At 61.1% G+C, this 23,120-nt stretch carries 18 protein-coding genes and 5 pseudogenes; 12 read left to right on the forward strand and 11 right to left on the reverse strand.

Annotated features, from left to right (window positions below; all coding sequences use genetic code 11):
- Nucleotides 1-6 precede the first annotated feature (6 nt).
- The 3 genes from NKJ73_RS28715 to NKJ73_RS28725 form a co-directional block, all read right to left on the reverse strand.
- Complete coding sequence (locus tag NKJ73_RS28715; protein WP_352571915.1) at nt 7-1,491, reverse strand: GMC oxidoreductase; 1,485 nt, start codon at nt 1,489-1,491, stop codon at nt 7-9.
- 73 nt (nt 1,492-1,564) lie between these two features.
- Nucleotides 1,565-2,854 carry a condensation domain-containing protein gene (locus tag NKJ73_RS28720; protein WP_352571916.1) on the reverse strand — a complete coding sequence of 430 codons (1,290 nt, stop codon included), beginning with the start codon at nt 2,852-2,854 and terminating at the stop codon, nt 1,565-1,567.
- A 199-nt stretch (nt 2,855-3,053) separates the two neighbouring features.
- Nucleotides 3,054-4,010 (reverse strand): sulfotransferase, encoded by a 957-nt coding sequence (locus tag NKJ73_RS28725; RefSeq protein WP_352571917.1) that lies wholly within the window; start codon nt 4,008-4,010, stop codon nt 3,054-3,056.
- A gap of 865 nt (nt 4,011-4,875) precedes the next feature.
- Here NKJ73_RS28725 and NKJ73_RS28730 point away from each other — a divergent pair.
- Nucleotides 4,876-5,507: pseudogene (locus tag NKJ73_RS28730) on the forward strand (transposase); the annotation flags it as partial.
- Between the two features lie 81 nt (nt 5,508-5,588).
- Here NKJ73_RS28730 and NKJ73_RS28735 read toward each other — a convergent pair.
- Nucleotides 5,589-5,789, reverse strand: a pseudogene (locus NKJ73_RS28735) (transposase domain-containing protein); the annotation flags it as partial.
- Nucleotides 5,790-6,076: 287 nt separating this feature from the next.
- Here NKJ73_RS28735 and NKJ73_RS28740 point away from each other — a divergent pair.
- Nucleotides 6,077-6,256 (forward strand): hypothetical protein, encoded by a 180-nt coding sequence (locus NKJ73_RS28740; protein WP_352571918.1) that lies wholly within the window; start codon nt 6,077-6,079, stop codon nt 6,254-6,256.
- A pseudogene (locus NKJ73_RS28745) lies at nt 6,243-8,295 on the forward strand (recombinase family protein). The gene NKJ73_RS28740 and the pseudogene NKJ73_RS28745 overlap by 14 nt, the downstream one beginning before the upstream one ends.
- A 27-nt stretch (nt 8,296-8,322) precedes the next feature.
- Here the strand turns inward: NKJ73_RS28745 and tnpC are convergent.
- From tnpC to NKJ73_RS28760, 3 genes and pseudogenes are all read right to left on the reverse strand, one after another.
- A pseudogene (gene tnpC, locus NKJ73_RS28750) lies at nt 8,323-9,221 on the reverse strand (IS66 family transposase); the annotation flags it as partial.
- A 442-nt stretch (nt 9,222-9,663) separates the two neighbouring features.
- Nucleotides 9,664-10,293: a hypothetical protein gene (locus NKJ73_RS28755; RefSeq protein ID WP_352571919.1), complete on the reverse strand. Its 630-nt coding sequence runs from the start codon at nt 10,291-10,293 to the stop codon at nt 9,664-9,666.
- A 251-nt stretch (nt 10,294-10,544) separates the two neighbouring features.
- Complete coding sequence (locus tag NKJ73_RS28760) at nt 10,545-11,015, reverse strand: Ros/MucR family transcriptional regulator (protein ID WP_352571963.1); 471 nt, start codon at nt 11,013-11,015, stop codon at nt 10,545-10,547.
- 728 nt (nt 11,016-11,743) lie between these two features.
- Between NKJ73_RS28760 and NKJ73_RS28765 the strand changes: the two genes are divergently transcribed.
- From NKJ73_RS28765 to NKJ73_RS28780, 4 genes are read left to right on the forward strand one after another with little or no spacing between them, the layout of a single operon-like run.
- Nucleotides 11,744-12,031 (forward strand): gamma-butyrobetaine hydroxylase-like domain-containing protein, encoded by a 288-nt coding sequence (locus NKJ73_RS28765; RefSeq protein ID WP_352571920.1) that lies wholly within the window; start codon nt 11,744-11,746, stop codon nt 12,029-12,031.
- A gap of 9 nt (nt 12,032-12,040) precedes the next feature.
- Nucleotides 12,041-13,777: a fumarate reductase/succinate dehydrogenase flavoprotein subunit gene (locus tag NKJ73_RS28770; protein WP_352571921.1), complete on the forward strand. Its 1,737-nt coding sequence runs from the start codon at nt 12,041-12,043 to the stop codon at nt 13,775-13,777.
- Nucleotides 13,778-13,787: 10 nt separating this feature from the next.
- Nucleotides 13,788-14,021 carry a 4Fe-4S dicluster domain-containing protein gene (locus tag NKJ73_RS28775; protein WP_031256548.1) on the forward strand — a complete coding sequence of 78 codons (234 nt, stop codon included), beginning with the start codon at nt 13,788-13,790 and terminating at the stop codon, nt 14,019-14,021.
- 1 nt (nt 14,022) lies between these two features.
- Nucleotides 14,023-14,979, forward strand: coding sequence for a HEAT repeat domain-containing protein (locus NKJ73_RS28780; protein ID WP_352571922.1), 957 nt, complete (start codon nt 14,023-14,025; stop codon nt 14,977-14,979).
- A gap of 19 nt (nt 14,980-14,998) precedes the next feature.
- Here the strand turns inward: NKJ73_RS28780 and NKJ73_RS28785 are convergent, their stop codons facing one another.
- Nucleotides 14,999-15,808 carry a Crp/Fnr family transcriptional regulator gene (locus tag NKJ73_RS28785; protein WP_352571923.1) on the reverse strand — a complete coding sequence of 270 codons (810 nt, stop codon included), beginning with the start codon at nt 15,806-15,808 and terminating at the stop codon, nt 14,999-15,001.
- 334 nt (nt 15,809-16,142) lie between these two features.
- Between NKJ73_RS28785 and NKJ73_RS28790 the strand changes: the two genes are divergently transcribed.
- The 3 genes from NKJ73_RS28790 to NKJ73_RS28800 are packed head-to-tail and all read left to right on the forward strand — an operon-like array spanning nt 16,143 to nt 19,173.
- Complete coding sequence (locus NKJ73_RS28790; RefSeq protein ID WP_352571924.1) at nt 16,143-17,552, forward strand: ABC transporter substrate-binding protein; 1,410 nt, start codon at nt 16,143-16,145, stop codon at nt 17,550-17,552.
- Nucleotides 17,553-17,560: 8 nt separating this feature from the next.
- The gene (locus NKJ73_RS28795) at nt 17,561-18,343 is read left to right on the forward strand and encodes an ABC transporter permease (protein ID WP_352571925.1); all 783 of its coding nucleotides are present in this window, start codon (nt 17,561-17,563) and stop codon (nt 18,341-18,343) included.
- Complete coding sequence (locus NKJ73_RS28800) at nt 18,343-19,173, forward strand: ABC transporter ATP-binding protein (protein ID WP_352571964.1); 831 nt, start codon at nt 18,343-18,345, stop codon at nt 19,171-19,173. The genes NKJ73_RS28795 and NKJ73_RS28800 overlap by 1 nt, the downstream gene beginning before the upstream one ends.
- 332 nt (nt 19,174-19,505) lie before the next feature.
- On the opposite strand, the gene NKJ73_RS28805 is transcribed toward NKJ73_RS28800, so the two are convergent.
- Genes NKJ73_RS28805 through NKJ73_RS28815 form a run of 3 tightly spaced genes read right to left on the reverse strand, consistent with a single transcriptional unit; the run spans nt 19,506 to nt 20,873 of the window.
- Entirely contained in the window at nt 19,506-20,303 is a 798-nt protein-coding gene (locus NKJ73_RS28805) for an ABC transporter ATP-binding protein (protein ID WP_352571926.1), read from the reverse strand.
- 31 nt (nt 20,304-20,334) lie between these two features.
- On the reverse strand, nt 20,335-20,469 hold the full coding sequence (locus tag NKJ73_RS28810; RefSeq protein WP_352571927.1) for a hypothetical protein: 135 nt from the start codon (nt 20,467-20,469) through the stop codon (nt 20,335-20,337).
- Nucleotides 20,466-20,873, reverse strand: a complete 408-nt coding sequence (locus NKJ73_RS28815; protein WP_352571928.1) for an ABC transporter permease — start codon at nt 20,871-20,873, stop codon at nt 20,466-20,468. Before NKJ73_RS28815 ends, NKJ73_RS28810 begins: the two co-directional genes overlap by 4 nt.
- A 77-nt stretch (nt 20,874-20,950) precedes the next feature.
- Here NKJ73_RS28815 and NKJ73_RS28820 point away from each other — a divergent pair.
- Together NKJ73_RS28820 and NKJ73_RS28825 are read left to right on the forward strand one after the other, a co-directional pair.
- A pseudogene (locus NKJ73_RS28820) lies at nt 20,951-21,616 on the forward strand (ATP-binding cassette domain-containing protein); the annotation flags it as partial.
- Nucleotides 21,617-21,620: 4 nt separating this feature from the next.
- Nucleotides 21,621-23,066, forward strand: coding sequence for an HlyD family type I secretion periplasmic adaptor subunit (locus NKJ73_RS28825; protein WP_352571929.1), 1,446 nt, complete (start codon nt 21,621-21,623; stop codon nt 23,064-23,066).
- Nucleotides 23,067-23,120 lie beyond the last annotated feature (54 nt).

The following is a 23,120-nucleotide window of genomic DNA, read 5'->3' on the forward strand; positions in this document are numbered from 1 at the left end:
TACCCTTTACTTGAGTGACATGGCCATTCGCCTGGCGTTGGCCATGATTGTGTGTGTCGGATTGCTGTTCCCCGCGAAGTTCATAACGGAGCCATCCATGACATGGATGTTGGTGAACCCATGGACCCTGCCGCAGCTGTCGACGACCGAGGTCCTCGGATCACATCCGGCGCGCATCGTGCCGTGCAGGTGGCAGCCGCCTTTTCCATGGAAAGATGGCTCTCGCTCGATGCGGAATGCGCCAAGGTGGCGCAGAATGTCATCCGCGCGGTCGGCGAGAAAATTCATTCGCGCACGGTCATTTTCCGAGTTTCGGTATTCGAAACGGATGTAACGGATACCGTACTGGTCAACAGCCTCGTCAAGCACGATGCGATTGTGCGACCATGGCTCTTCTCCAGCTATGTAGTGCAGGCGCACAAGGCCGACGTTCTCATCCGGCGAGGGGAAATTCGCTTCATAAATGAGGCCGCCAAATCTGCATGGCACGTCGTTATGTTCGTAGAACTCATCGGTATAAACGGTCGCATGCGGTCCCCAGTGCGGAGCACATGCACCGGAGCCGCGATCGGCCGGCTCCATGTAGCCGACGGAGTAGCCGCTAATCTTGAATGAGAGGCCTCGCCCAACGAGGCCGGATTCGTTTCCTATTCCCTTAAGTGCATGCCCACTCTTTGACCGAAGCATCAATGCCGCTGATTGTATCGCGTTTGCGCACACGATGACCCTTTCAACTGGGACCCGGATCAGTTCCGACGAGAGCGGCACATAGCACTCAAGGGCTTCAGCCCGACCGTCGTTCCGCATTTCGATCCGGTTGACGAAACAGCCGTATAGAACCGAGATCGTTCCTGGCAGGGCGGAGTCATCCAAAATGTTTCTTGCAAGCACTGATGCTCTCGCATCCGTAGGGCACACCAGTTCATCGCAAGCGGAACACTTGATGCACCCCATGTTGGTCCCTGGCGGCCTGATTGCCAGGGGGATGCTCTTTGATCTTATGCTGAGTTCCTGCATTGCATTGGTTAGCATCAACCCACGCGCACTGGCTGGATACGATGGAAGCCCATTCGCGCCACTGATCTCCAGGAGATGCTCGATCTCCGAATAGTAGGGTTCAAGATCCTGGAGGGTAATGGGCCAATCAATCGCCATGTCAGTCGTAAGATATTGGGAGGCCGACAGATCTGCTTGTCGGTATCTGAACGTTATCGCGTTGTAGAACCACATCCCGCCGCCGACGCAGCACGCTGTCCAAGGATTACCATCGATGGGGCCGTTGGAAGTGAGTGCCTTGCTGTACGCCGCTTGATGAGGCCCGAGCATGGCGCCAGGCGAAACCAGGCCTCCATATTCCAGGACGGCCACATGGCAGCCCTTTTCCGCAAGTGTTCGGGCGACGATCGATCCAGATGGCCCAGAGCCAACGATAACCGCATCGAAGTTTGTGTAATTACACGAGTCCGCTGCAATGTGTCTGATATCCGTCACGGTCAATAGTCTCCTCTGGGGTGGGCGGTAGCGGGCCAGCGAGCGGTTCTCGCGATGCAGGCGAGGAGATGCTTTATACTGGCCATGTAGTGGGGGGACCGCGACGCCTGCCGGGCCGGTCGCAGGGTGACGGTAGTTGACGAAGAGGCCGTCGTAGGTACGCATGATCCAGAGGTACACGTCGTCCGGGTCGGTGCTGCGGCCGCGGAGGATGACAATCCGCCAAGTGTTCCAGTCGCGGGCACCGGGGTGCGACGAAGGTCACTGTACGAAACTTGAAGGGGTCGCGGAGGGGTCGGCCGAGGAGCTCCTCCACTCGGGGTGTGGGTATCTGGACCAGGTCCTTCACTCCGTCGAGGCCGGAGACCGCGGAGCGCGCCGCCTCAGCGAACGAGTCGGTTGCGCTTAAGGGGAAGGCGATGGGGCCCATACCTTCGTACCAGCCGATGGAGGACCGCGAGGGACCCGTCCGGGTGTGGAAGGGGGCCATGGTACGGAATACGCCCGAGCCGGTGATTTCGTGGCCGACCTTGGCCAGGCAGGCGAGCAGTCCGGAGAAAGAGGCGCCCCCGGCCGCGCGGCAGACTCGATCAAAGGCGTGCGCGGTGGATGCGTCGACAAGCTCGGTGTATCCGCCTGGCTGGGCGGCGGGGCTGCCGCTCACGTCGCTACCCGGTACAGGGAACTCCGGCAGGCGGCCGCCGGCTTCGGTGAGGAACTGCCGCCAGTGGACGATCGATTCGTGGGCCGCTGTCAGCGCGTCGGCGGCGGTCCGTTCGGCCTCCGCGAAATCGAGGTAACTGGCCGTGGGGGGAAGGGGAGGTGGGGCGGGCTTGCCGTTGGCGGCGGCGAGTGCTGCGGCGTACAGAGTGTGGATCTCATAAGCGGTTAGGCGAACGGAGTAACCGTCCGTCAGGGTGTGGTCGGCGGCGAGACAGGCGGTGGTTGCTTCTGGGCGGCTGATGGTGGCACAGATATACCCGGGCCAGCCGAGGGGGCCGGTTTCGCTGTCGAACAGTTCCTCCAGATACCGCGCCAGCTTCCGGCCGTCGGTGAAGTCCCGCGCCGCACTTGGGTGGATGCTCATGGCGCCGGCCGGTAGCATCATGCGTTGTAGACGGCCGCCCGGTGTGCAGCGAGGGGACAGAGTGAGTTGGCTGCGCAGGGCTTCGTGGCGGTTTGTCCAGCCGCGCAGCGCAGTGGCGAAGGCGTCCGCATCGAGTTCGGCGGGCAGATCGAAGGCGCAGCCCAGCCAGGACGGTGGCAGGGGACCCTCACCGGCCGCCTCGAGTGCGTATGTGATGTGCGCTTCCTGCACGTGAGACGCCCGCCGTAGGTCGGCTGCCCAGGTGGTGTCGGACATCGGCGTAGCGCAAGCCCGCCAGACGGTGAGACCGCCCGGAGACAGACCGAGTGATGGTATGTCAGTGAACTTCATGATATGGCGCGCCTTATCTGCGAGGAGCGGAAACGATGGGTGCACGAGGAGCGCCGGCCGGTCGCGAGAAGAGGGTAGAAGCTGCGGGGCAGGCGTCGCCGGAGCGCTTCGTGTGCCTACGGCGTCACCCCGCGCTTTCCGGATCCGGCATCGACAGGTCGTAGCCTAGGTGTTCCAGTTCCTTCCCGGCGATCCGCTCGAATTCCTCGATCTCCCCGGGCGTGAGGTCCTGCAGGTACCGTCCGTTACGCCCGGTATACAGCGGCTTACCCGCGGCCTCCGCTGCGGGATGGCCCCAGGGGTTGTCGAACAATGCGTGCTCGTGCTCCGCGTGGTGCAGGACCGCATCGTCCCATGGCAGGCCGAGGTGGTCCAGCATCCGCTCGACAGTGTCGCGGGGGCGGGTGACCAGATCCTCATACCGCACTTCCAGATAGCGGCCGTCGGGCGCAGCACGGCGGGGCCGGGTGACGACCTCCAGCCAGCCGCGCGCGGCTTCCGCGACGGTCCGGTAGCCCCAGTCGGGGACGGTCTTGAAGTGGGAGGCAGTCAGGTCGCGGCCGTCGCGGATGATGTGGATGAAGTGCGCTTGTGGCCAGATAGCGGCGTACGTGCCGATGTCCTGGATCCTCCGCTGAAGCTTCAGCCCCCATCGTCGGGCTCCCGTCTGTTCACGCCGGAATTCGCCGATGGAGTTGATGAGCAGGCAGCGGTCCTCCAAGGCGGACAGATCGGTACCGCGCTCGGCCATCAGGCTGATCACCAGGCTCCGTACATCGTCGCGGTCGAGACCGAAACGCTCGCACTGCACAACGAAGTGCCCGCCGTCGTACCACTCAGGGTCAACGGTGTCCTTCGTCCTACCGGCGAGCCGCGAGTCGCGGGCATCCATCAGGTCGCACACCGCGAGAATGTGCGGGCCGAGGTTAATAGGTTCGGTGAAATCGATCTCCGGGCCGACGACCAGGTCGTGGTGCGAGTCGAGCAGGACACTGAGCAGAGTGGTGCCGGAGCGGTTCTCGCCGCCGAGCAGGACAGGGTTAGAGGGCAGGGCGAGATGAGGGGACACGTCTTTGTCCATGCCCACGTTTCCTAGGAGAGGTTTGGAAGTGTTCACTTTCGTCTCCTCAAGCACGAGATTTTAGGCGACGCGACATCGCTCTGACGTCTCAATTTCCATCAATTGGCGGTTTCGTTTGAACTTCTAAGGCGAAGTCTTTTGAAAAAACCCGTCACTACGCAACGGCAGCGTATTGGCAGCAGGCGACCAACAAAATACGGTGAGGTCTGAACGCCAGCGGCACATCCACCCTAAAACCGAATGCCCGGCAGGAGACTGAGTTCGCTGCCGGTCCGGTACGCCTTGGGAGGTGGCATAAGTCGGAATTCATGCCCATCGACCTCAGATGGCTTTTGAGCTCCCCTGGAAGAGGTCATGATGCTGTAATCGGCGACCTGGAAGATATATTGGCCCATCGCGATGTCGTCGGGAGGAGCATCCACTCTAACAGGTCTGGATGTCGACCAGGGTTCCGGTAACGCCGATTGACAGCCTGCGCACCTGATCTCATGTCCAGGTTTCATTTCGTCGGTCGCATCGCACACTCACGATTTAACGATGATAGGATCGAAACGGGATTCTTTTCCGGAGTACTTTTTCGATGGAATCGAGGGCAGAAGTCCTGAGCGATAATCTTGGTTGCGTTTTCTGAAGCGGGTAAGATCGGTGGTGGAAACCTTCGCCAGCGGTTTTCGTGGCCATGGGAGACTTCTCCTCAGTACGTACTCGTTTTGCGGATAGCCTTGCATGTAACGTGCCAAAGCAGAAAGCATTTAAAAACATCTGATTGATCAGGTTCTGTTACGTTGCGTACCCGACATTGTCGGGTATCGGACAATACCGAACGTGCCTGAATGGCGCGTGATGACTCCAGTGCGACGGCGAGGCGTTGCCCAAAGCGGTTCAGGTCGCCGATCCGCTGGCATCTCATGGAGAATGCGAGCGCGGCTTTCCTCCATGCCGTCCGGAAGTCGATGCGTTCGATCCGTGCCGCGATCGGCGCCACCAGGGTCGATCCAAACCTGCTCACCTACGCGGAGAAGCTGCAGTATAAGGGTTATCTGCAGCGCGAGGAGACGAACTCAGCGATCATGAAGCTGGCGGGCGCAGGCGATCCAATCAAGGAGATCGTGCGTCGCACCGGCCATAGCCGTAAGATGGTCCGTCAAATGGTCCGTGGCCAGCAGACCGATATCTTCCGCGACCGCCAGAGTTCACTCGAAGCCTGGCTGCGCTTCCTGGATGGGCAATGGATATCGGGTTGCCACAATGCAAGCGAGACGTCTGGGTGTCGTCAGCGAATGGGCAAGGCGACGACGGCGCGCCAGCAAAAGCTTTATCGCGTCTTTCGCCAATGGCATCATTCGCGACCGCGCTGCCGTCCGCGCCGCGATCACCGAGCCATGGTCCAACGGGCAGACGGAAGGACAGATCACCAAGCTCAAGCTTGTAAAACGGCAGATGTATGGGCGCGGAAAGCTCGACCTCCAGCAAGCCAGGCTGATCGGTGCAGAATGACCGTAAGCGCTATTTTCCCCGCACGTTGACGCCCGCGATTTCGACGGATCGCCTTCGAATTGGGAAAGGCATCTGGTCTGATCAGGCAGTGGCGTTGGCGAAGTTGAAGGGCAGCAGATCATCGATATCGGCGTCTTCGGCACGCTGAGGCAATTCGGTGAGTGCGTGGCGCAACCACACTAACGGCTCGACGCCACAGGCGCGGCAGGTCAGCATCAGGCTGTAGATGACAGCGCTGGCCCTGGCGCCTGCCACTGTGTCGCTGAACAGCCAACTCTTCCTTGTGCCCATGTCGGGGACGAGCTGGAGGTTCATTATCGCTGGCATCCATATTTTGGCCGAAAGGTCAGCGTGCGGCGTTTGGAGCAGCGGGTAACGGGCCAGTTTCTCAAGGTGCAATACCCATCGGGCATTGTCGTATCGATTCCAGGCTGGATGATTCGGTCGCTTGCGCGGGCATGACATTTGGCCCGCCACAGGTTGATCTCACGGCCTTATCTGATCTGAAGACGCTGGTCACGCCGGCCGCTGTTTCCGCAAACTTCATGGAATCGCACGGGAGAAAGTCGATGAAACAGCACAACGTGCCTGCACCGACCTCGGGCAGGCAGATGAGCCTGATATTCGAACCCCACAGGCTGGAGGGGATGAGCAAAGTGGAGCGGGCGAACGCCTTGTTGACGCTCGCCCAAATCCTCATGCAGGCCGCCGGTCTGGTCGTCGAGGAGCTCGATGATGACCAGCACTGATCTGATTCCAACTGCGCTCTTGAAGCGCAAGGCCGTCGTCTATGTGCGCCAGTCGACGCAGTCGCAGGTCATGACCAACCTAGAGAGCCAGCGACGGCAATATGATCTGGTCGACATTGCGCGACAGCGCGGCTTCGCCGATATCGAAGTCATCGACGACGATCTTGGCCGATCAGCAAGCGGAACAGTGGCGCGCCCCGGCTTCGATCGGCTGGTTGCATGGTTGTGTGCGGGCAAGATCGGCGCCGTGTTGTGCCTGGACGCATCGAGGCTCGCACGCAATGGGCGGGACTGGCATCATCTGCTCGAGTTGTGTGGACTTGTCGAAGCCCGCGTCATCGACCACGATGGCGTGTACAACCCCTGCCTGCCTAATGATCGTCTGCTCTTGGGCATGAAGGGAAGCATCAGCGAGTTCGAACTGGGCGTGCTGAAGGCACGGATGCTCGAGGCCGCCAGATCAAGGCGCGCCGGGGGGAGCTGCGCCTGTCGGTACCGTTCGGTTACATCTGGCATCGCGAAGCTGGGCTTGGGCTCGACCCAGATACACGGCTACAGGAGGTAATCCGGCTCATCTTCGCGCGCTTCCGTGAACTCGGCAGCGCGCGCCAGGTGTTGTTGTCGATGACAGCGGATCAGATCCACTTCCCTCGGCCTTCTGATGAGGGCCGCATGACCAGCTTCGTCTGGTTGCCGATCCGTTATCGCAATGTGATCGCCGTTCTCAAAAACCCCTTTTACGCAGGTGTTTACGTTTACGGCAAAAGCGAAAAGCGAACCTCCATTGTCGACGGGCGAGCGCGGCGAAGCTACGGACATCGCAAGCCTGTCGGAACCTGGGAGGTGATGATCAAGGATCATCACGAGGGTTATATATCAGTTGGGATGAGTACGAGCGAAACCAGAAGCAGCTGGCACTCAACAACTACGGTCGCGCCGGCGGTGTAAAATCGGGCCGCGGCGGGAAAGCGCTGCTGTCAGGCATCATGACGTGTGCACGGTGCGGGCGGCGACTGAGCGTTTCCTATACCGGAAATCCGCAAAGTCGACCTGTCTATCGCTGCGACAAGCCAAACCTGATGATGGGCTTGCCCAGGTGCATGACCTTCGGCGGCCCACGGATTGACGCGGCTGTTGCGCGTGAGCTGTTGCGAGCGGTAGAACCCATGGCGATCGAGGCCGCGTTCGAGGCGGAGCGGATGCACCGGGAACGACAAGATGATCAACGCCAGATCCTCGATCTGGAACTTCAGCAGGCCCGTTACGAGGCCAATCTTGCTGAGCGCCGCTACGCTGCCTGCGATCCCGACAATCGCGAAAGCTGGGAGACCACGCTGCTGCGCTTGCGGGATCTTGAAACCCGCCAGCCTACTGACAGGCCACCGGCCATTGAGGTCGATCCCAGTGCCTTCGCCAATATGGCAGAAAACCTGTCAGCAGCCTGGAATGGACCTGATGTGACGATGCGTGCGCGCCAGCAGCTGCTACGAACCTTGATCGCCGACATCATCGTCGATGTCGACGACGCGGTACGGGACGTCGTGCTAATGATCCATTGGCGGGGCGGCCAGCACTCAGAACTGCGGGTTCGCAAGCCTCGAGCTGGCGAGCACGGTTGCGCGACGACCGACGACGCTTTGGGGGTGATGCGCAGCATAGCCGGTCGCTGGTCTGACGAGCATATCGCCGCCTCGCTCAATCGAATGGGATTACCCACCGGACAGGGAAAAACGTGGACGGCGCACCGCGTCTCTTCCGTTCGGCGAGTGCGTGGAATCCATGCCTATCGATCCGCTGAAAAAGACGGTGAATGGCTCACGATGACCGAAGCAGCAAAGGCCTTAGGCGTCACAAACCACGCGATACGCCGCCTTATCAAAACCGGCGTTCTTCCTGCTGCACAGGTTGTTCCTGGCGCACCCTATCAAATCCGTGCCGACGACTTGGCGGCGGGGCCGTTCAAAACGGCGGTGGCCCGAAAAGGTCGCCCGTGTCGCGTTGCCGACGTGGACACGCTGCCAATGTTTACAGATACTTGACGAGGGAGTGCATAATGACTCACGCATCGCAAAAATCCTGATGTCACGCTCCAGAAGATTATTGTCGATCGGCATGCTGCCGTCCTCGGTGTAACGAGTCAAATATCCCCATTGGTTCAGGGTGTAGGAGACGGCGTCGCCGAGCTTGCTGTCCGGCAAGACTTTTGGGGCGATGTCGTCGAGCCATGCCTTGAGAGCATGGAGGATGGGGACACTATGTTGTTGGCGGAAGTGGCGAATGCAGTGATCTCGCGTTTCGCGGTCATCGGGGATTTCGTTCCGTGCCTGCCTTTCAACCCGATAGAGCTGTTCGAAGAACCGGAGCGCCTGTTCCGGCGGCCCGCCGCCTTTCTTCCTCGCCTTTAGGGCATCGACGAAGCGCCGCCTCGAATGGACCATGCATCCAAGATGCGTTGCCCTTCCAGCGTGCGCCAAGCGGAATAGCCATCACTCATCACTATGCCGCGGCAATCGCCCAAGAACGTCTGCGGGTGTATCTGGCCGCGACCCGGCTGATAATCGAGCAGCACGATAGGCTCGTCACTGTCCTCGCCGCTCCGGTAAGCCCACATGTACGAGGTGCTTGCGGCCTCTCGATCCTTTTCCTTCAGGACCTGAACAGTCGTCTCGTCGCCATGGATGAGGGGCTGCGATCTGAGCCGCAGCTTCAGCGCGTCATAGATGCGGGAGAGATGCTTTTCGCTCGAGCCGATCACCCAGTGGCCCAGTGCGCCACGGCTGACAGGAACACCCGCGCGCTCGAAGGCCTGCGCCAGGCGGTAGAGCGGCGTGCCGTCGACGTATTTGTGAACGAGCGCGAAGGCCAGCCTCGAAGCCGTGGCGATGCTGCCCGGCAAGGGTTGTGCGGGCATCGGCGCGGTCACGACCGGCGTGTTGATGCCGGTACGGTCATCTCGTCGAAATGCTCGAGGACATGCGCGATGGGGAACAGCAGTTCGACGCCGCCCGCGTCCACCTCGCCTATCGGCATTTCGCGGTCTCATTCCCAAGTCGGCCCGGGTCTCCACGGTCGGAGAGACTCCAATTGCCGGGTTCCGCGACCGCTTCGCAACCAAGGAGGGGCTTGTTCTCGTCGATGTCAGCGACGGCACCGCAGTTTGGCGGCGGCCCTCCCAAGTTCGACGCGGCAAGCCGATCGTACCCGACAGTGCGCTTTACGTTCCCGAGCGTGAGATCTACCGAACGCTGTGGAACGCGCTGCGCATCGGCGAGACCACGATTGGCGATTGCTGCGAATATCTCAGGAGCCATGCCTCTGATATGGAGTAGTCAAACTTTACAGCGATAGGGCCGCTCCGGGGCTTCAGTTCAAGTAGTCAGTTCGGGAGCGCGAAAACTCGCGGCCTTTCAGCGGCGGCCGAAGGCCAGGACCTCGGCTGTGTAGGTCTCCACCACCAGGCTGAAGGGCTGGTTCGCCCCGGTATAGAGGATGGCCCGGTGCCGAAGCACCTCATGGGGAATGGCCAGTGCCCCCTTCCCCTCCGCCGGCAGCGGCGCGTCCATCTCCCACCCCTTGGGCAGCGGCGACCACAGCAGCTCGGCGCTAATGGTCTGGCGGCGGAAGTGCAGCGGCTGGACCACCTTGCCGAAGGGCTGGTCGGTGGTGTCGAGCACCTGGTTCATCTGGGGTGTGAGGCGCGACGGGACGTACCAGTTATCGGCCTCGGAGAGCACCAGCTCGCCACAGGCGAGCTGCACACGGCGGTACTGCACGGGTTCGTCAGCGCTGATGCCCAACGCCTGGCGGGCATTTTCCGGCAGCAGTTTGGCGTCGCCCTTCACGCGATGGGCGACGATCTTCGCTTCCGGCGCCAGCCCGTGGTCACCACACCATCGTTCCAGTGTGAGCGTGGCGCTGTGGTGGCTGAGCAGGTCGGCGTTGAGGGTTTCCAGCAGGGCCAAAGCCTGGGTGCGCGAGGCGGTGTCGTTGGTGAAGGGGGTGCGGGCCTCGGAGGGTGACGAGACGGTCACCATCATGGCGAGGGAGGCTGCTGCGATGAAATTTCGAGTACCCATGCTACAAAACCCTTTGCGTTGCGTTACGAAGCGGCGTTTGCAGGAACGCAGCCTGTGCGCGAATTGAAAACATGGCGACGCAGCCGCAGCCACGAAACGCACCCTGTTCGCGACGCAGATTTGAAAGGAAAGGGGCTCCTCCCTTTCATATTCCGCGCAGATTATGCCGTTGGCAGCTGCAGCGCTCCAGAACGAATCTCCGGTAGACGAAATCAAGCTGCGACCTTCTTGCGGGTCGGCTTCGCCGGTGCCGGCTCCGGCATTTCCGGCTCTTTCGGTTTGCGGCCGAGCCCCATCGTCTTGGCCAATGACGAGCGCGCCGCGGCGTAGTTCGGCGCGACCATGGGATAATCCGCCGGCAGGCCCCATTTGGCCCGATATCCATCCGGCGTCAGCCCATAGTGGGTCGACAGATGGCGCTTTAGCGATTTGAATTTCTTTCCGTCCTCAAGGGAGATGATGTAGTCCGCTGTCACCGACTTCCTGATCGGGACAGCAGGCTTCAGAGCCTGCGGCTCTTCTGCGGAGACGCTTCCGGCCGTGCCTTTCAGTGCGGCGTGCACTTGTCCGATCAAGGCAGGGAGATCCCCCACCGGGATCGGATTGTTGGAGACATAGGCGGAGACGACATCGGCGGTGAGCTCGATGAGGTTGTCGATGTTTTTTTCGGCTTCTTCTGTCATGGAATTCTCCGGGCAGCTTGAAACACAGTCGGCGAAGCGTCGCTTCATAGTCGCGGTTGTCGCTGAAAGCAAATACAGCTCGGCAGGACTATCGCGATGCTCGTCGGCACCGAGGACCATAGCGCTGCATCCGCCGTCGTGCGCGTGTTGATCTGCGAGCTGTTGGTTATCCCCCGACCGAGTCGAGTTCAGCTTTGCTTCCCGATCCCCTGCTCGAGAATTTTCCACGAAGAGCCGAAGATATTTCGCGCCATCGGAGCGCAACTGTCGCGATGTCGATTTTGGCAAGTCAGTACCCAAGCAGCTCGACACCTTTGTTGGCGTTCTTGCCGCAGTGCGTTGCGCATTTTCGATATAGGCGTGCAGCCTGCTGCGAAGCGCGTTTCAGCCGTAAGCTTTGGGCCGAATTTCGTCTCCCTTTGGAATGCGAAACTTGTTTCTTCGCAGCGAGTCCGGGCTGCTTAGGCCCTACTCCGAATGATGCTCGGTCAAGCTGACGGCGAGCTGAGGGCGGTGTTACCCAGCTTAGAGAGCAACCTTTGCGCGCCTCAAGACCTGCAGGCGGCCCGGATCTGTGAGGGCGGAAGCCGAATGGCTGAGCTACTCGACCGCGATCATGCGGCAAGCCGGACTTATCCCGGTTTCAATACGCATGCTGGCCGCAGGCAATTTATTGCGTGTCCAGGTTCCGCTGGTCCCTAAGATGAGGCGAACCATCAGGGAACGCCGTGATACCTCTTGAGCTCAAGGTCACCGCCGCGCGCAACCTTCTCTCCGTTACATGGGATGACGGTGCGGTCTCGCTTATCCCGGCGTCCATGCTCCGAGCACGCAGCCGGGCGGCACAGCAGGTGCGGGCGGACATCGAGGGTAACGAACATTCGTTCGAGACCGTCGCCGTGACGAGCGCAGAGGCGATCGGTTCATACGCCATACGTCTGGTTTTCTCCGACGGGCACGACCGAGGCATCTATCCCTGGAGCTATTTGCGCGAAATCGCCGATTCTGCGGCGTGAGGAACGAGAATGGATAATTTTGTCGAAGGGCTGTCGGAAGTCACCTGCGATGTGCTGGTGATCGGAGGCGGCACGGCCGGACCGATGGCGGCGCTCAAGGCGAAGCAGAAAAATCCCGCGCTGAATGTCGTCCTGCTCGAGAAGGCCAATGTGAAGCGTTCCGGAGCTATCTGCATGGGCATGGACGGGCTGAACAACGCCGTCGTCCCGGGATATGCGACGCCCGAGCAATACACCAAGGAGATCACCATCGCCAATGACGGCATCGTCGATCAGGCGCCGGTCTTCAAATATGCCTCGCGCTGCTACGACATCATCCAGGAACTTGACCGTTTCGGCATCCGTTTCCAGAAGAACGCCAACGGCGATTTCGACCTGAAGAAGGTCCACCATCTCGGAACCTATGTGTTGCCGATGCCGAATGGCGATACCGTCAAGAAGGCGCTCTACCGGCAGATCAGGCGCGAAAGGATATTGGTCTCCAATCGCTTCATGGCAACGCGCCTGTTGACCGCCAACGACGGCAGGATCGCGGGCGCCACTGCTGTGAACACGCGCACGGCTGAATTCCTCGTGCTGCGTGCCAAGACCGTGATCCTCTGCATGGGCGCGGCGGGCCGGCTCGGATTGCCGCATTCCGGCTACCTCTTCGGAACCTATGAGAATCCGACCAATTCCGGTGACGGTTATGCCATGGCCTATCATGCTGGTGCCGCGCTCGCGAATCTCGAATGCTATCAGATCAATCCGCTGATCAAGGACTATAACGGCCCGGCTTGCGCTTACGTTGCCGGTCCGTTCGGAGCCTATACCGCCAACAGTGAAGGCAATCGCTTCATCGAAAGCGACTACTGGTCGGGACAGATGATGCAGGAATTCTACAACGAGCTACAGTCGGGCAAGGGGCCGGTGTTCCTGAAGCTCAACCACCTTCATGCCGACACGGTCGGCGAGATCGAAGAGATCCTGCACAAGGTCGAGCGCCCGTCGCGCGGCAGATTCCATCAGGCGCGGGGCACCGATTACCGCGAAAAGATGATCGAAATGCACATTTCCGAAATCGGCTTCTGTTCGGGGCACAGCGCGTCGGGCGTTTTTGTCGATGAATTCGCCCGGACCACGGTGCCGGGCCTCTATGCCGCGGGCGACATGGCGAGCGTGCCACACAACTATATGCTCGGCGCCTTCACCAATGGAGCCGTCGCCGGCGAGCACGCTGCCGAAGTCGCGCTCGAAACCAACCTTGCGGATTTCGACAGCGAGTTTGTCCGGGCGGAGCGCGAGCGGGTGTTGGCACCGACGCGGCGCGAGGACGGGATCCCGCCCAACCAGCTGGAATACAAGGCCCGGCGGCTGGTCAACGACTATCTGCAGCCGCCCAAGGTGACGGCCAGGATGCAGATCGGCCAGGCGCGGCTTGCGGAGATCAGGGATGATCTCGAAACCGCCCTTGTCGCACGCGACGCACATGAACTGATGCGTTCGCTCGAAGTGTCGTCCATTCTGGACTGCGCCGACATGGCGGCCCATGCCTCGCTGTTCCGCACGGAGAGCCGGTGGGGGCTTTATCACAACCGCGTCGATTATCCCAAAAAGGATGACGACAACTGGTTCTGCCACACGCTTCTGCGCAAGGTCGACGGCCGCCTGGTTTCTGAGAAGCTGCCAATCCAACCCTACATCGTTCCGATCGAGAACGAGGAGCGGACGGCCTATGACCGTCTGCGCGTTTCCAATCAAGCCTGACGAGGAAGCCATGCCGCTTGCGCTTTCACCCACAACCGTTCCCGTCGTCGTGGACGAGGCGAAATGCATCGCCGACAAGGGCTGCACGGTCTGCGTCGATGTCTGCCCGCTGGATGTCCTGCGCATCAGCGATCTCACTGGCAAAGCCTATATGAAATTCGACGAATGCTGGTACTGCATGCCGTGCGAGAAGGATTGTCCGACCGGCGCTGTAACCGTCAACATCCCCTATCTGTTGCGCTGATATGACTGCATTCGATCCCTTCGAAGATTTTGGCGACATCGAGGAAATCGGCGAGCGTCTGAACGATGCAGACGCGGCCGTGCGACGGCTTGCCGTGATCGACCTTGCCGAGACCGTGAGCGCGGATGTGCTGCCGCATCTACTGACTGCCGTTGCCGACCCCGACGCGACCGTGCGTTTGCAGCTGGCGATCTCACTGTCCGAGTTCGACGCCGTTGAGGCGGCTGCGGGCCTTGCCCGTCTGGCGGCGGATCAGGATTTGTCGGTGGCCCAGGCGGCAGCCGATAGCCTTGCTGAACTGAAGGATCCGGCGGCCGCTGAATCCATTCTGCCGCTCGTCAGTCATGGGCGCGCCTTCGTCCGGGCGGCGGGTTTTCGCGGGCTGAAAGCGTTGCGTTCGCGTCGGGCACTCGGCCCCGCTCTGGCGGCGATGCGGGATGCCGATGCCAATGTCCGCGCACAGGCGCTCGGCGTCGTCGCCTATCTCAAACTGGAAGAGACCTTGCCGTCCCTCATCGCCGCGACGCGCGATGCCGATGCCAGCGTTCGGTCGGTTGCGGTCAAAGCCTTGTCCTTCACGAGCCAGCCCGCCACAGCGGCCGCTGTGACGGCTGCCCTCGACGATGAGAGCTGGCAGGTACGGGCCGCGGCGGCCGAATCCCTCGGCCGTATCGGCCAGACCTCGGCCGTCGACGGACTGAGCGCCGGCCTTTCCGACGAATACTGGCAGGTTCGGCAAAAATGCCTGAATGCGCTTGGCAAGCTCAAGGCGCAATCGGCGGTACGGCAGATTTCCGAGCTGTTGACGAGCGACATGGCCTCGCTGCGCAAGGAGTCCGCGGCGGCGCTCGGTGAAATCGCCGATCCATCGTCGCGGGATGCTCTCATGGCGCATATCGGCGACGCCGATCCAGACGTACGCAAGACCGTTCGCTGGGCGCTGACGCGGCTCGGTTAGTGGAAGCCGAAACGCGGCCTCACCCGGCCGTGCGCTTCGAAACCATTTCCTTCAGCGCGTGAGGGCGTTCGATGCGGATATGGCGCGGCGTCACCGTTACCAGCCCTTCCTTTTGGAAGCGCTTCATCATCATCGTCACCCATTGGCGTGTCGAGCCGACCATGGCCGCAACCTGGTCATGCGTCACCTTGGCATTGATGACGATTGCCCGTCCATCGCGGACGCCATGAAGGTTGCCGAGATTCATCAGGAACTGCGCCAGACGTTCGATCACCGAACGCGTGCCGAGCATCTGAGCCATCGCCGAATAGCATCTGCCCTTCGCTGCAAGCCCCTGCAGAAGACAGAGCGCGAAATTCGGAAGCTCGACGACGAGCTTCTTCAACGCAGTGGCCGGTATGAACAGCATCCGGCATTCACTCAATGCCTCTCCGGACCAGATATGAATTCCACCGCCGGTCATTTCGGGACCACCAATGAAATGCCCCACCGTCCAGTAGGCGAGGGTGATTTCGCGTCCTGACGGTGCCGTGTAGAACACGTGAACCTTGCCGCTTTCGATGATGAAAATGCCACCGTGCCTATCGCCCTGGGTGAAGATCGCCTGACGGGTCGCAAAAGCGAGACGTCGGCCATGCGCCCTAAGTTTCGCCCACTCCTCTGATGTCAGGGTATCGAGAAAATGCGCGCCGTCGTCGAGCCCTTCCACGCTTTCGCTGAGAAAGAGCGCCCGATGGCCGGGAAGAACGACCTGCTCGGGCAGTTCGAGCACCGGCTCATGTTTTTTACGCTCAGCTTCGAAATCGGTCGAAAGCATTTCGAGGCCCATATCCGGCTCCTTGCGCATCGTGAAAACGCGTAAAAAGTATATAAATTCTATAGACAAAAAAGGAATATAGTTGCGCCTTTCATGCCTGGCGTAGATGATTCTTCTGCCCTAATTTCGAACGGCGCATCTAACCACTTGTTTCAGAAAGACGATTTTTAATCCGTGCGAAAACCGGCCGGATGCCCGCGATCCAAGACCGGCTCCGAAATGGTGCAAGTAATTGCTTATACCTTCAGCCGATCGGCACATAAATTTGCGGAACAGCGGTTGGCTATCGCCACTGCGTCGGCAAATCCAGCCGCCGTATGCCGGCATCAAATCACGAGGTAGGACCATGTATTTTCGCACACATTTGGCTGCCCTTGCCCTTATGGCGGCCAGCTTCGCGTCTGCAGCGGATGCCGAAACCATCCGCGTGGCGATCGGCACGCAGGACACCACCATCAATACCGCCACGGGCGGATTGCTGATCCGTGAGTTGAAGCTGCTCGACAAATACCTGCCGCACGACGGCAAGTATAGTGACGTCACCTATGATATTCAGTGGAAGAACTTCACGAGCGGCGCGCCGATCACCAATGAGCAGATCGCCGGAAAGCTTGATTTCGGCGTGATGGCAGATTTCCCCGGCTCGTTCAACGGTCTCGCCCATACCAAGGCCGGAAGAAAGAGCTTGTTCATCACCGTGCTATCCGGCAGCGTGAACGGCAGCGGCAACGGCATTGTCGTGCCGACCGCTACGCCCATCCAGTCGCTCTCGCAGCTAAAGGGCAAAACCATCTCCGTTCCATTCGCATCGACCTCGCATGGCATGCTGCTGCGTGCCGCCAAGGCACAGGGCTGGGACGCCGAACGCGACTTGAAGATCATCACCCAGGCGCCTGAAGTTGCCGGCGCGGCCCTGCAGGCAAACCAGATCGAGGCGCATGCCGATTTTGTCCCATTTGCCGAACTCTTCCCCTGGCGCGGCTTCGCACGCAAGATCTATGACGGATCGCAGGCAAAGACGCCCACTTTCCACGGTGCTCTGGTCGATGCCAACTATGCCGAAAGATATCCCGAGATCGTTGTTGCCTATCTTCGCGCCGCAATCGAGGCCGACCAGTTGATCGCCAAGGAGCCGGAGAAATACAGTGAACTGATCGCAAAGGTGACGGGCGTCGAAGCCGAGGTCGACTACCTGTTCCATGGACCGCTCGGGCTTCAGACCCGTGATTTAACCTGGAAGCCGGAATACCGCCAGGCTGTCGCCACCGCGATCGACACTTTGAGGGTCCTGAAAAAGACCGACCAGTCGCTCGACGTGAACAGCTTTGTCGACGAGCGGTTCATAAGGGCCGCATTCAAGGCATCTGGGCTCGGCTACGATGCCGCGCTCAAGAACTACGCCCAGCTGCCTTTGAACGCCAAGGATGCTGCCGGTGAGGCGATCAGCGATCCAAAGCGTGTTGCCGAGATTTGGATCCAGGGTGAGCCGCTCGTGCGACATTATGCGTCGCCGGAAAACGCATTCAAGGCGCTCAAGGCCATCGAAGGTGAGGGCAAATCGATCCGGGTATTTTATGCCCAGGACCGTGAAAGCGGCATCAAGCTGCTCGGCAATCAGGCCTGGTTCGTGCGTGCCGACGGCGGCGAGGTCAGCGCCTTCCTGCTAAAGGAAAATGCCGAGAAATGGGCAAACGATCATGGTGGCAAGGTGCTGGATTTTGCTGCCGCCAAGGCCTCGATCATGGCCAGCAATTGAGGCTGGCCATGACGCGTTTCCACCTTGGGCGCTGGTTGCGCCGGACAGGATCTCTCGCCACCTGCCTCATTCTCTGGCAGATGGCATCGAGCCTCAAACTGAATCTCGGCATTGTCACGTTCGAGAATGTGCCGTTGCCCGTGGATGTCGGGTCGGCAGCATTGGATTTCCTGCGCTCGCCCAAGTTCTTTGCCCATGTCTCGAGCAGCCTGGAAAGGGTTCTCGCCGGCTTTGGCATCGCCGCCGTGATCGGCATCGTCCTCGGCCTCGTCATCGGTCGCTCACGGTGGCTCGGGGATTTCCTGCAAGCCCCGCTCGAGCTCCTGCGGCCGATCCCGGCCGTCGCCTGGATTCCGCTTGCGGTTCTGATGTTTTCGTCGTCGGACCTCTCGATGATTTTCATCACCTTTACGGGCGCATTGTTTCCGATCCTGCTCAACACCGTCCATGGCGTGGAAAGCGTCGATCCAAGGCTGATCGCCTCTGCGCGCAGCCTGGGGAGCACCCGGACGGCGATGCTGTTGGAAGTCATCGTTCCAGGCGCGGCGCCGAACATCGTCACGGGCCTCGTCATCGGCATGGGCACGTCCTGGTTTTGTCTCGTCACCGCCGAGATGATCTCCGGCCAGTTCGGTATCGGTTACTACACCTGGGAATCCTACACGCTGCAAAACTATCCTGAAATCATCGTCGGCATGATCCTGATCGGGCTGTTCGGCATGGGAAGCAGCGCCCTATTGCGAGCGGCAGGGGCGGCACTTCTTCCATGGCACACGAAGGACAGCAGATGATGAACACCCATGAGCGCAGCTTTCGCCCGGCAACGGGCCGTATCGAGGCCAATCATGTTTCGATCCGGCTCGGTCACGGCAGCGGTGCGTTCGAAGCCGTCAGTGATGCGAGCTTCGAAGTCTCTCCCGGCGAATTCGTCTGTCTTCTGGGGCCATCCGGCTGTGGGAAGTCGACCCTGCTCGGCGCCTTGGCGGGACACATCAAGCCAGCTGCCGGCGTCCTTTCGGTCGACGGACAGCCCGTAAAAGACCCCCATCCGGAACGCGGCATCGTTTTCCAGCACCACACGCTCTTTCCGTGGAAGAATGCGCGCGACAATGTCGCTTTCGGCCTCAAGATGCGCGGCGTCAAGCGCGGGCAGCGGCGTCTCGAGGCGGAGAAAATGCTCGATCTCGTCGGTCTGAACGGCTTTGCTGGGCGCTATCCCGGCCAGCTGTCCGGCGGCATGCAGCAACGCGTCGAGATCGCGCGTGTTCTCGTCAACCAGCCACGGCTGCTGCTGATGGACGAGCCGTTCGGGGCGCTCGATGCTCTGACACGGCTTCGAATGCAGGAATTGCTGCTCGATATCTGGGAGCAATTCCGCAAGACGATCCTATTCGTCACCCATGATATCGACGAAGCTCTGCTGCTCGCCGACCGGATCATCGTCATGCAGGCCCAGCCCGGCCGGATCCACGAGGAAATCACCGTGCCTTTCGAGAGGCCGCGCATGACCGAGATCATCGCCTCGGGCGAGTTCATGCGCCTGAAACACCATTGCCTGCATCTGCTTCACAGCGACAGGCGAGGGGATACTTTGCCCCGGCTTTCTCCCTTGGGCTTGTGAGTAAGGGTCGGGGCGGTCTCGACAGTCGCCATTCGGGCGGACCTCAACGGTTCATGAACCCGGGGATCTGTGGGCTCCGTATCCGTCCTTCAACTTGGCCAAGATCACAGCTTGGGGCGACAGCCCAATACCTGTCGTAGGATGAGGAATTTCGAAGCCTTTGCTTGCGCAGCCTGACACCATAAGAAGTCGCCCGAGAATGCGATATGCTCCTATCCGACCGGAGATCTATGCGGTCCTCTGGAACGATCCGAACAAGGGCAGTTGCCGGCTAGGGCTGCGACATCCTGCGGTCGACGAGGCTGAGGCGCTGCTTGAAGCCATGTCGACGGTCAGGCACTGCGGCGAGCGAGTTCGGCGTCAGCATCGTTTCCAGTCCGCGACACGCCAAGCCAGGACAAAACCTCGTCGCGAAGCCGAATGAAATTCGGATCGGAGCGGTCGCGAGACACGGCATCGGTCACGGGCAGAATCGTGGCGATCCGCCCGGGATGGGGATGCATGATGACGATCCGATCTCCGAGATAGACTGCTTCATCGACGTCGTGCGTGACGAGCACGGCGGTCGTGCCCTCGTGTCGGACGATCCGCTGAAGCTCGTCCTGCAAGCGTAGCCGGGTCAGCGCGTCGAGGGCGCCCAGCGGCTCGTCGAGCAGCAGAAAGCGCGGCTTCGCCACGAGCGCGCGGGCGATCGCCACACGCTGCGCCATGCCGCCCGACAATTGGGCGGGATAGGCTTTGGCGAATTGATCGAGGCCGACGAGATGCAGATGGTCGCGAACGAGTTCGCTCCGTTCGGCAGCGTCCAATCGGCGTTGGCGCAGCGCCGCCGCGACATTGGCCTCGACATTGAGCCAGGGCAAAAGCCTGTGCTCCTGGAAAACGATCGAGCGGTCGAGACTCGGTCGTTCCACCCTCTGCCCATCGACCCGAATGTCGCCGTCATACTCAGTGTCGAGGCCAAGCAGGACCCGCAGCAAGGTGGATTTGCCGCAACCCGAGGATCCTACGATGCTGACGAACTCGCCCTCGTCGACTGCAAGATGAACATGAGACAGAGCCTGGACCTGATGGCCGGCGACACTAAACCTCTTGCTGACATCAGCAATCCAAAGCGTGGCTTTGGCCACGTCCCCCGTTCGGAAATGGCGACAGGGCCGCTCATGGGATCCTCCAGCGCAGAAAGCGATGCTCCACGGCGCCGGCGATGACATTGAAGACCACGCCGACGCCACCGAGGAGGAGAACGCACAGCAGCAATAAATCCATGTGGAACAGGTGCTGGCCCTCGTTCATACGCCCGCCGATACCCGGTGCGATGTTGAGCAGAAGCTCGGCCCCACCGTCGCGGTCCAGGCATAGATCAGCGCGGCATGAAGGCCCGTGAAGATTTGCGGCAGCGCACCCGGAATGGCGATGATCCGGGCGAAGTCGAAGCAGCCGAAGGTCAGCACGACGGCAAGCTCGCGATAGCTGCGCGGGATGCCGGACACGCCCTGCCAGGTGTTGATCAAGGTCGGCTGGAACGCCGCGAGCGCGATGAAGACGACCTTGCCGGCCTCGCCTCCGCCGAACCACATCGAGATCAGGGGCACCCAAGCGAAGAGAGCGATCTGGCGGTGTACCAGCAGCACCGGCCCGCTCAGGCGTTCGATGAGGCGGGAAAACCCGATCGCCAAACCAAGCGCGATTCCGGCCACACTGCCACACACGAAACCGATCAGGTCACGCTCCAGGCTCGCCAGAAGATAGGAGCCGAGGCCACCGCGGCTGAGCTCTTGTCGGCCCGTCCGGCTCCGGCAAGAGTACCGTCGCCAAGCTGCTGCAGCGGCTGCATGTGCCGGAATACGGCCGGGTGCTGGTCGACGGTGTCGATCTCGCGCTGATCGATCCGCGCAGCCTGCGCCGACAGATCGGCGTCGTGTTGCAGGAGAACATCCTGTTTCGCCGCACCGTGCGCGAAAACATTGCGCTGGCCGATCCGGCGCTGCCGCTGGAGCGGGTGATCGAGGCGGCAAAGCTGTCGGGCGCACACGAGTTCATCCTGCAGCTCAAATCCGGCTACGACACCGTGCTGGAGGAGCGCGGCTCCAACCTGTCCGGCGGTCAGCGCCAGCGGATCGCCATCGCCCGGGCGCTGGTCACCAATCCGCGCATCCTGATCTTCGACGAGGCGACCAGCGCGCTCGACTACGAATCGGAATATGTCATTCAGCAGAACATGCGGCTGATGGCCAAGGGCCGCACCGTGTTCATCATCGCGCATAGGCTGGCCGCACTGCGCGACGCCACCCGCATCATCACCATCGAGGCCGGTCGCATCACCGAGCAGGGCTCGCATGACGAGCTGCTGAAGCTCAACGGCCGCTATGCCCAGCTCTATCGGCTGCAGGCGGAGCAGCGCCCGTCAGCCCCTATCGTGCCAGCCGAGGCGGCGGAGTAGGGCGATGGGGCGCTATTGGCAAGCAATCAGGGAAGGCGTGGCGCGCGAGACCGGCAGCAAGCGGCCGCCGCTCAACCGCGACGAGCGCGCCTTCCAGGCCGCCGCGATCGAGATCCTCGAAACGCCAGCCTCGCCGGCCGCGCGCGTCTTCTCGGCGCTGATTATGCTGTTTGCCGTCGGCGCGCTTGCCTGGTCGTGGTTCGGCCGCATCGACACCTATGCCACCATACAGGGCAAGCTGATCCCGATCGGCAAGGTGCAGGTCATCGAGCCGCTGATCACCGGCACGGTCAAAGCGCTGCACGTCAGGGCCGGCGACCATGTCGGGGCCGGCGACGCGCTGGTCGAGCTGGAGCCGGCGGAATATGCGGCCGAACGGCAGAAAAACGCCGGCAACCTTGCCGCCGCCGAGGTGTCGAAAGCCCGGCTCGAGGCGCTGGTCGATGCGGTCGCCGACGGCACGCCGTCGACAGAGGCGGGTTTCGTGGTTCCGGCCGATGCACCGGCGCCGCTGGTCGACCTGCAGCGCCTGCAGATGCGCCAGTCCCTTGCCGCCTATCAGGCCGAGCAGGAGAGCCTCGAAGCTGAGATCGCCCAGAAGCGCACCGAGATCGAGCGCGGCAACAAGACATTGGTCGAACGCCGCAAGCTGATCAGCCTGGCTGGCGACAGACTCGACATCTTCGAGGAGCTGGAAAAGCGGCAGGTCGGGATCAAGACAAGCACCATCGACGCGCGCCAGAGCGAGCAGGACCAGTTGATGGCGGCGGTGTCCGACGAGGGCCATATCGCCGAGCTCGAAGCCACCATAAGGACGCTTGCCGCGCAGAAGCGCGCGCGCCGCGAGGTCTATCTCGACAAGGTCGCGACAGAACTGATCGAGGTCGACCGGTCGATCGGGGTGCTGCGGCAGGATCTGGCCAAAGCCGAGCTGTTCGAGCGCGCCAGCCTGCTCAAATCGCCCGTCGCCGGCCGCGTCCAGCAACTGGAGGTCAACACGCTGGGTGAAGTGGTGCAGACTGGACAAAAGCTGATGGTGATCGTGCCGGATGGCACGGCACTGGAAATCGAGGCAATGCTGCTCAACCGCGACAAGGGATTTGTGCACGAGGGGCAAGAAGTGCGCATCAAGCTCGAAGCATTCCCCTTCACCCGATACGGCACGCTCAACGGCAACGTGCTCACCGTCTCCAACGACGCCATCCCGGCCGGCGCGCCGCAGCCGGGTTCTCCGGCCAAGGAGGAGACCGCGCGCGACAGCGCCAGGCCGCTGGTGTTTCCGGTGCGCATCGCGCTGAATGAGACGTCGATTCGCGTCGAGGGCAATGACGTCCTTTTAACGCCTGGAATGTCGGTCACAGCTGAGGTCAAGACCGGCAACCGCCGGGTGATCGAATTCCTCCTCGATCCGCTGATGGAAATGACGGATGAGACTTTTCATGAGAGGTAGAATATGTTCTCAGATCGCAAGATGTGTGAAACCAGTTCTTTTATTGCGCCGCAA

This window comes from Mesorhizobium sp. M0074 (genome assembly GCF_040322975.1).
In the GTDB taxonomy this organism is placed as follows: Bacteria; Pseudomonadota; Alphaproteobacteria; order Rhizobiales; family Rhizobiaceae; genus Mesorhizobium.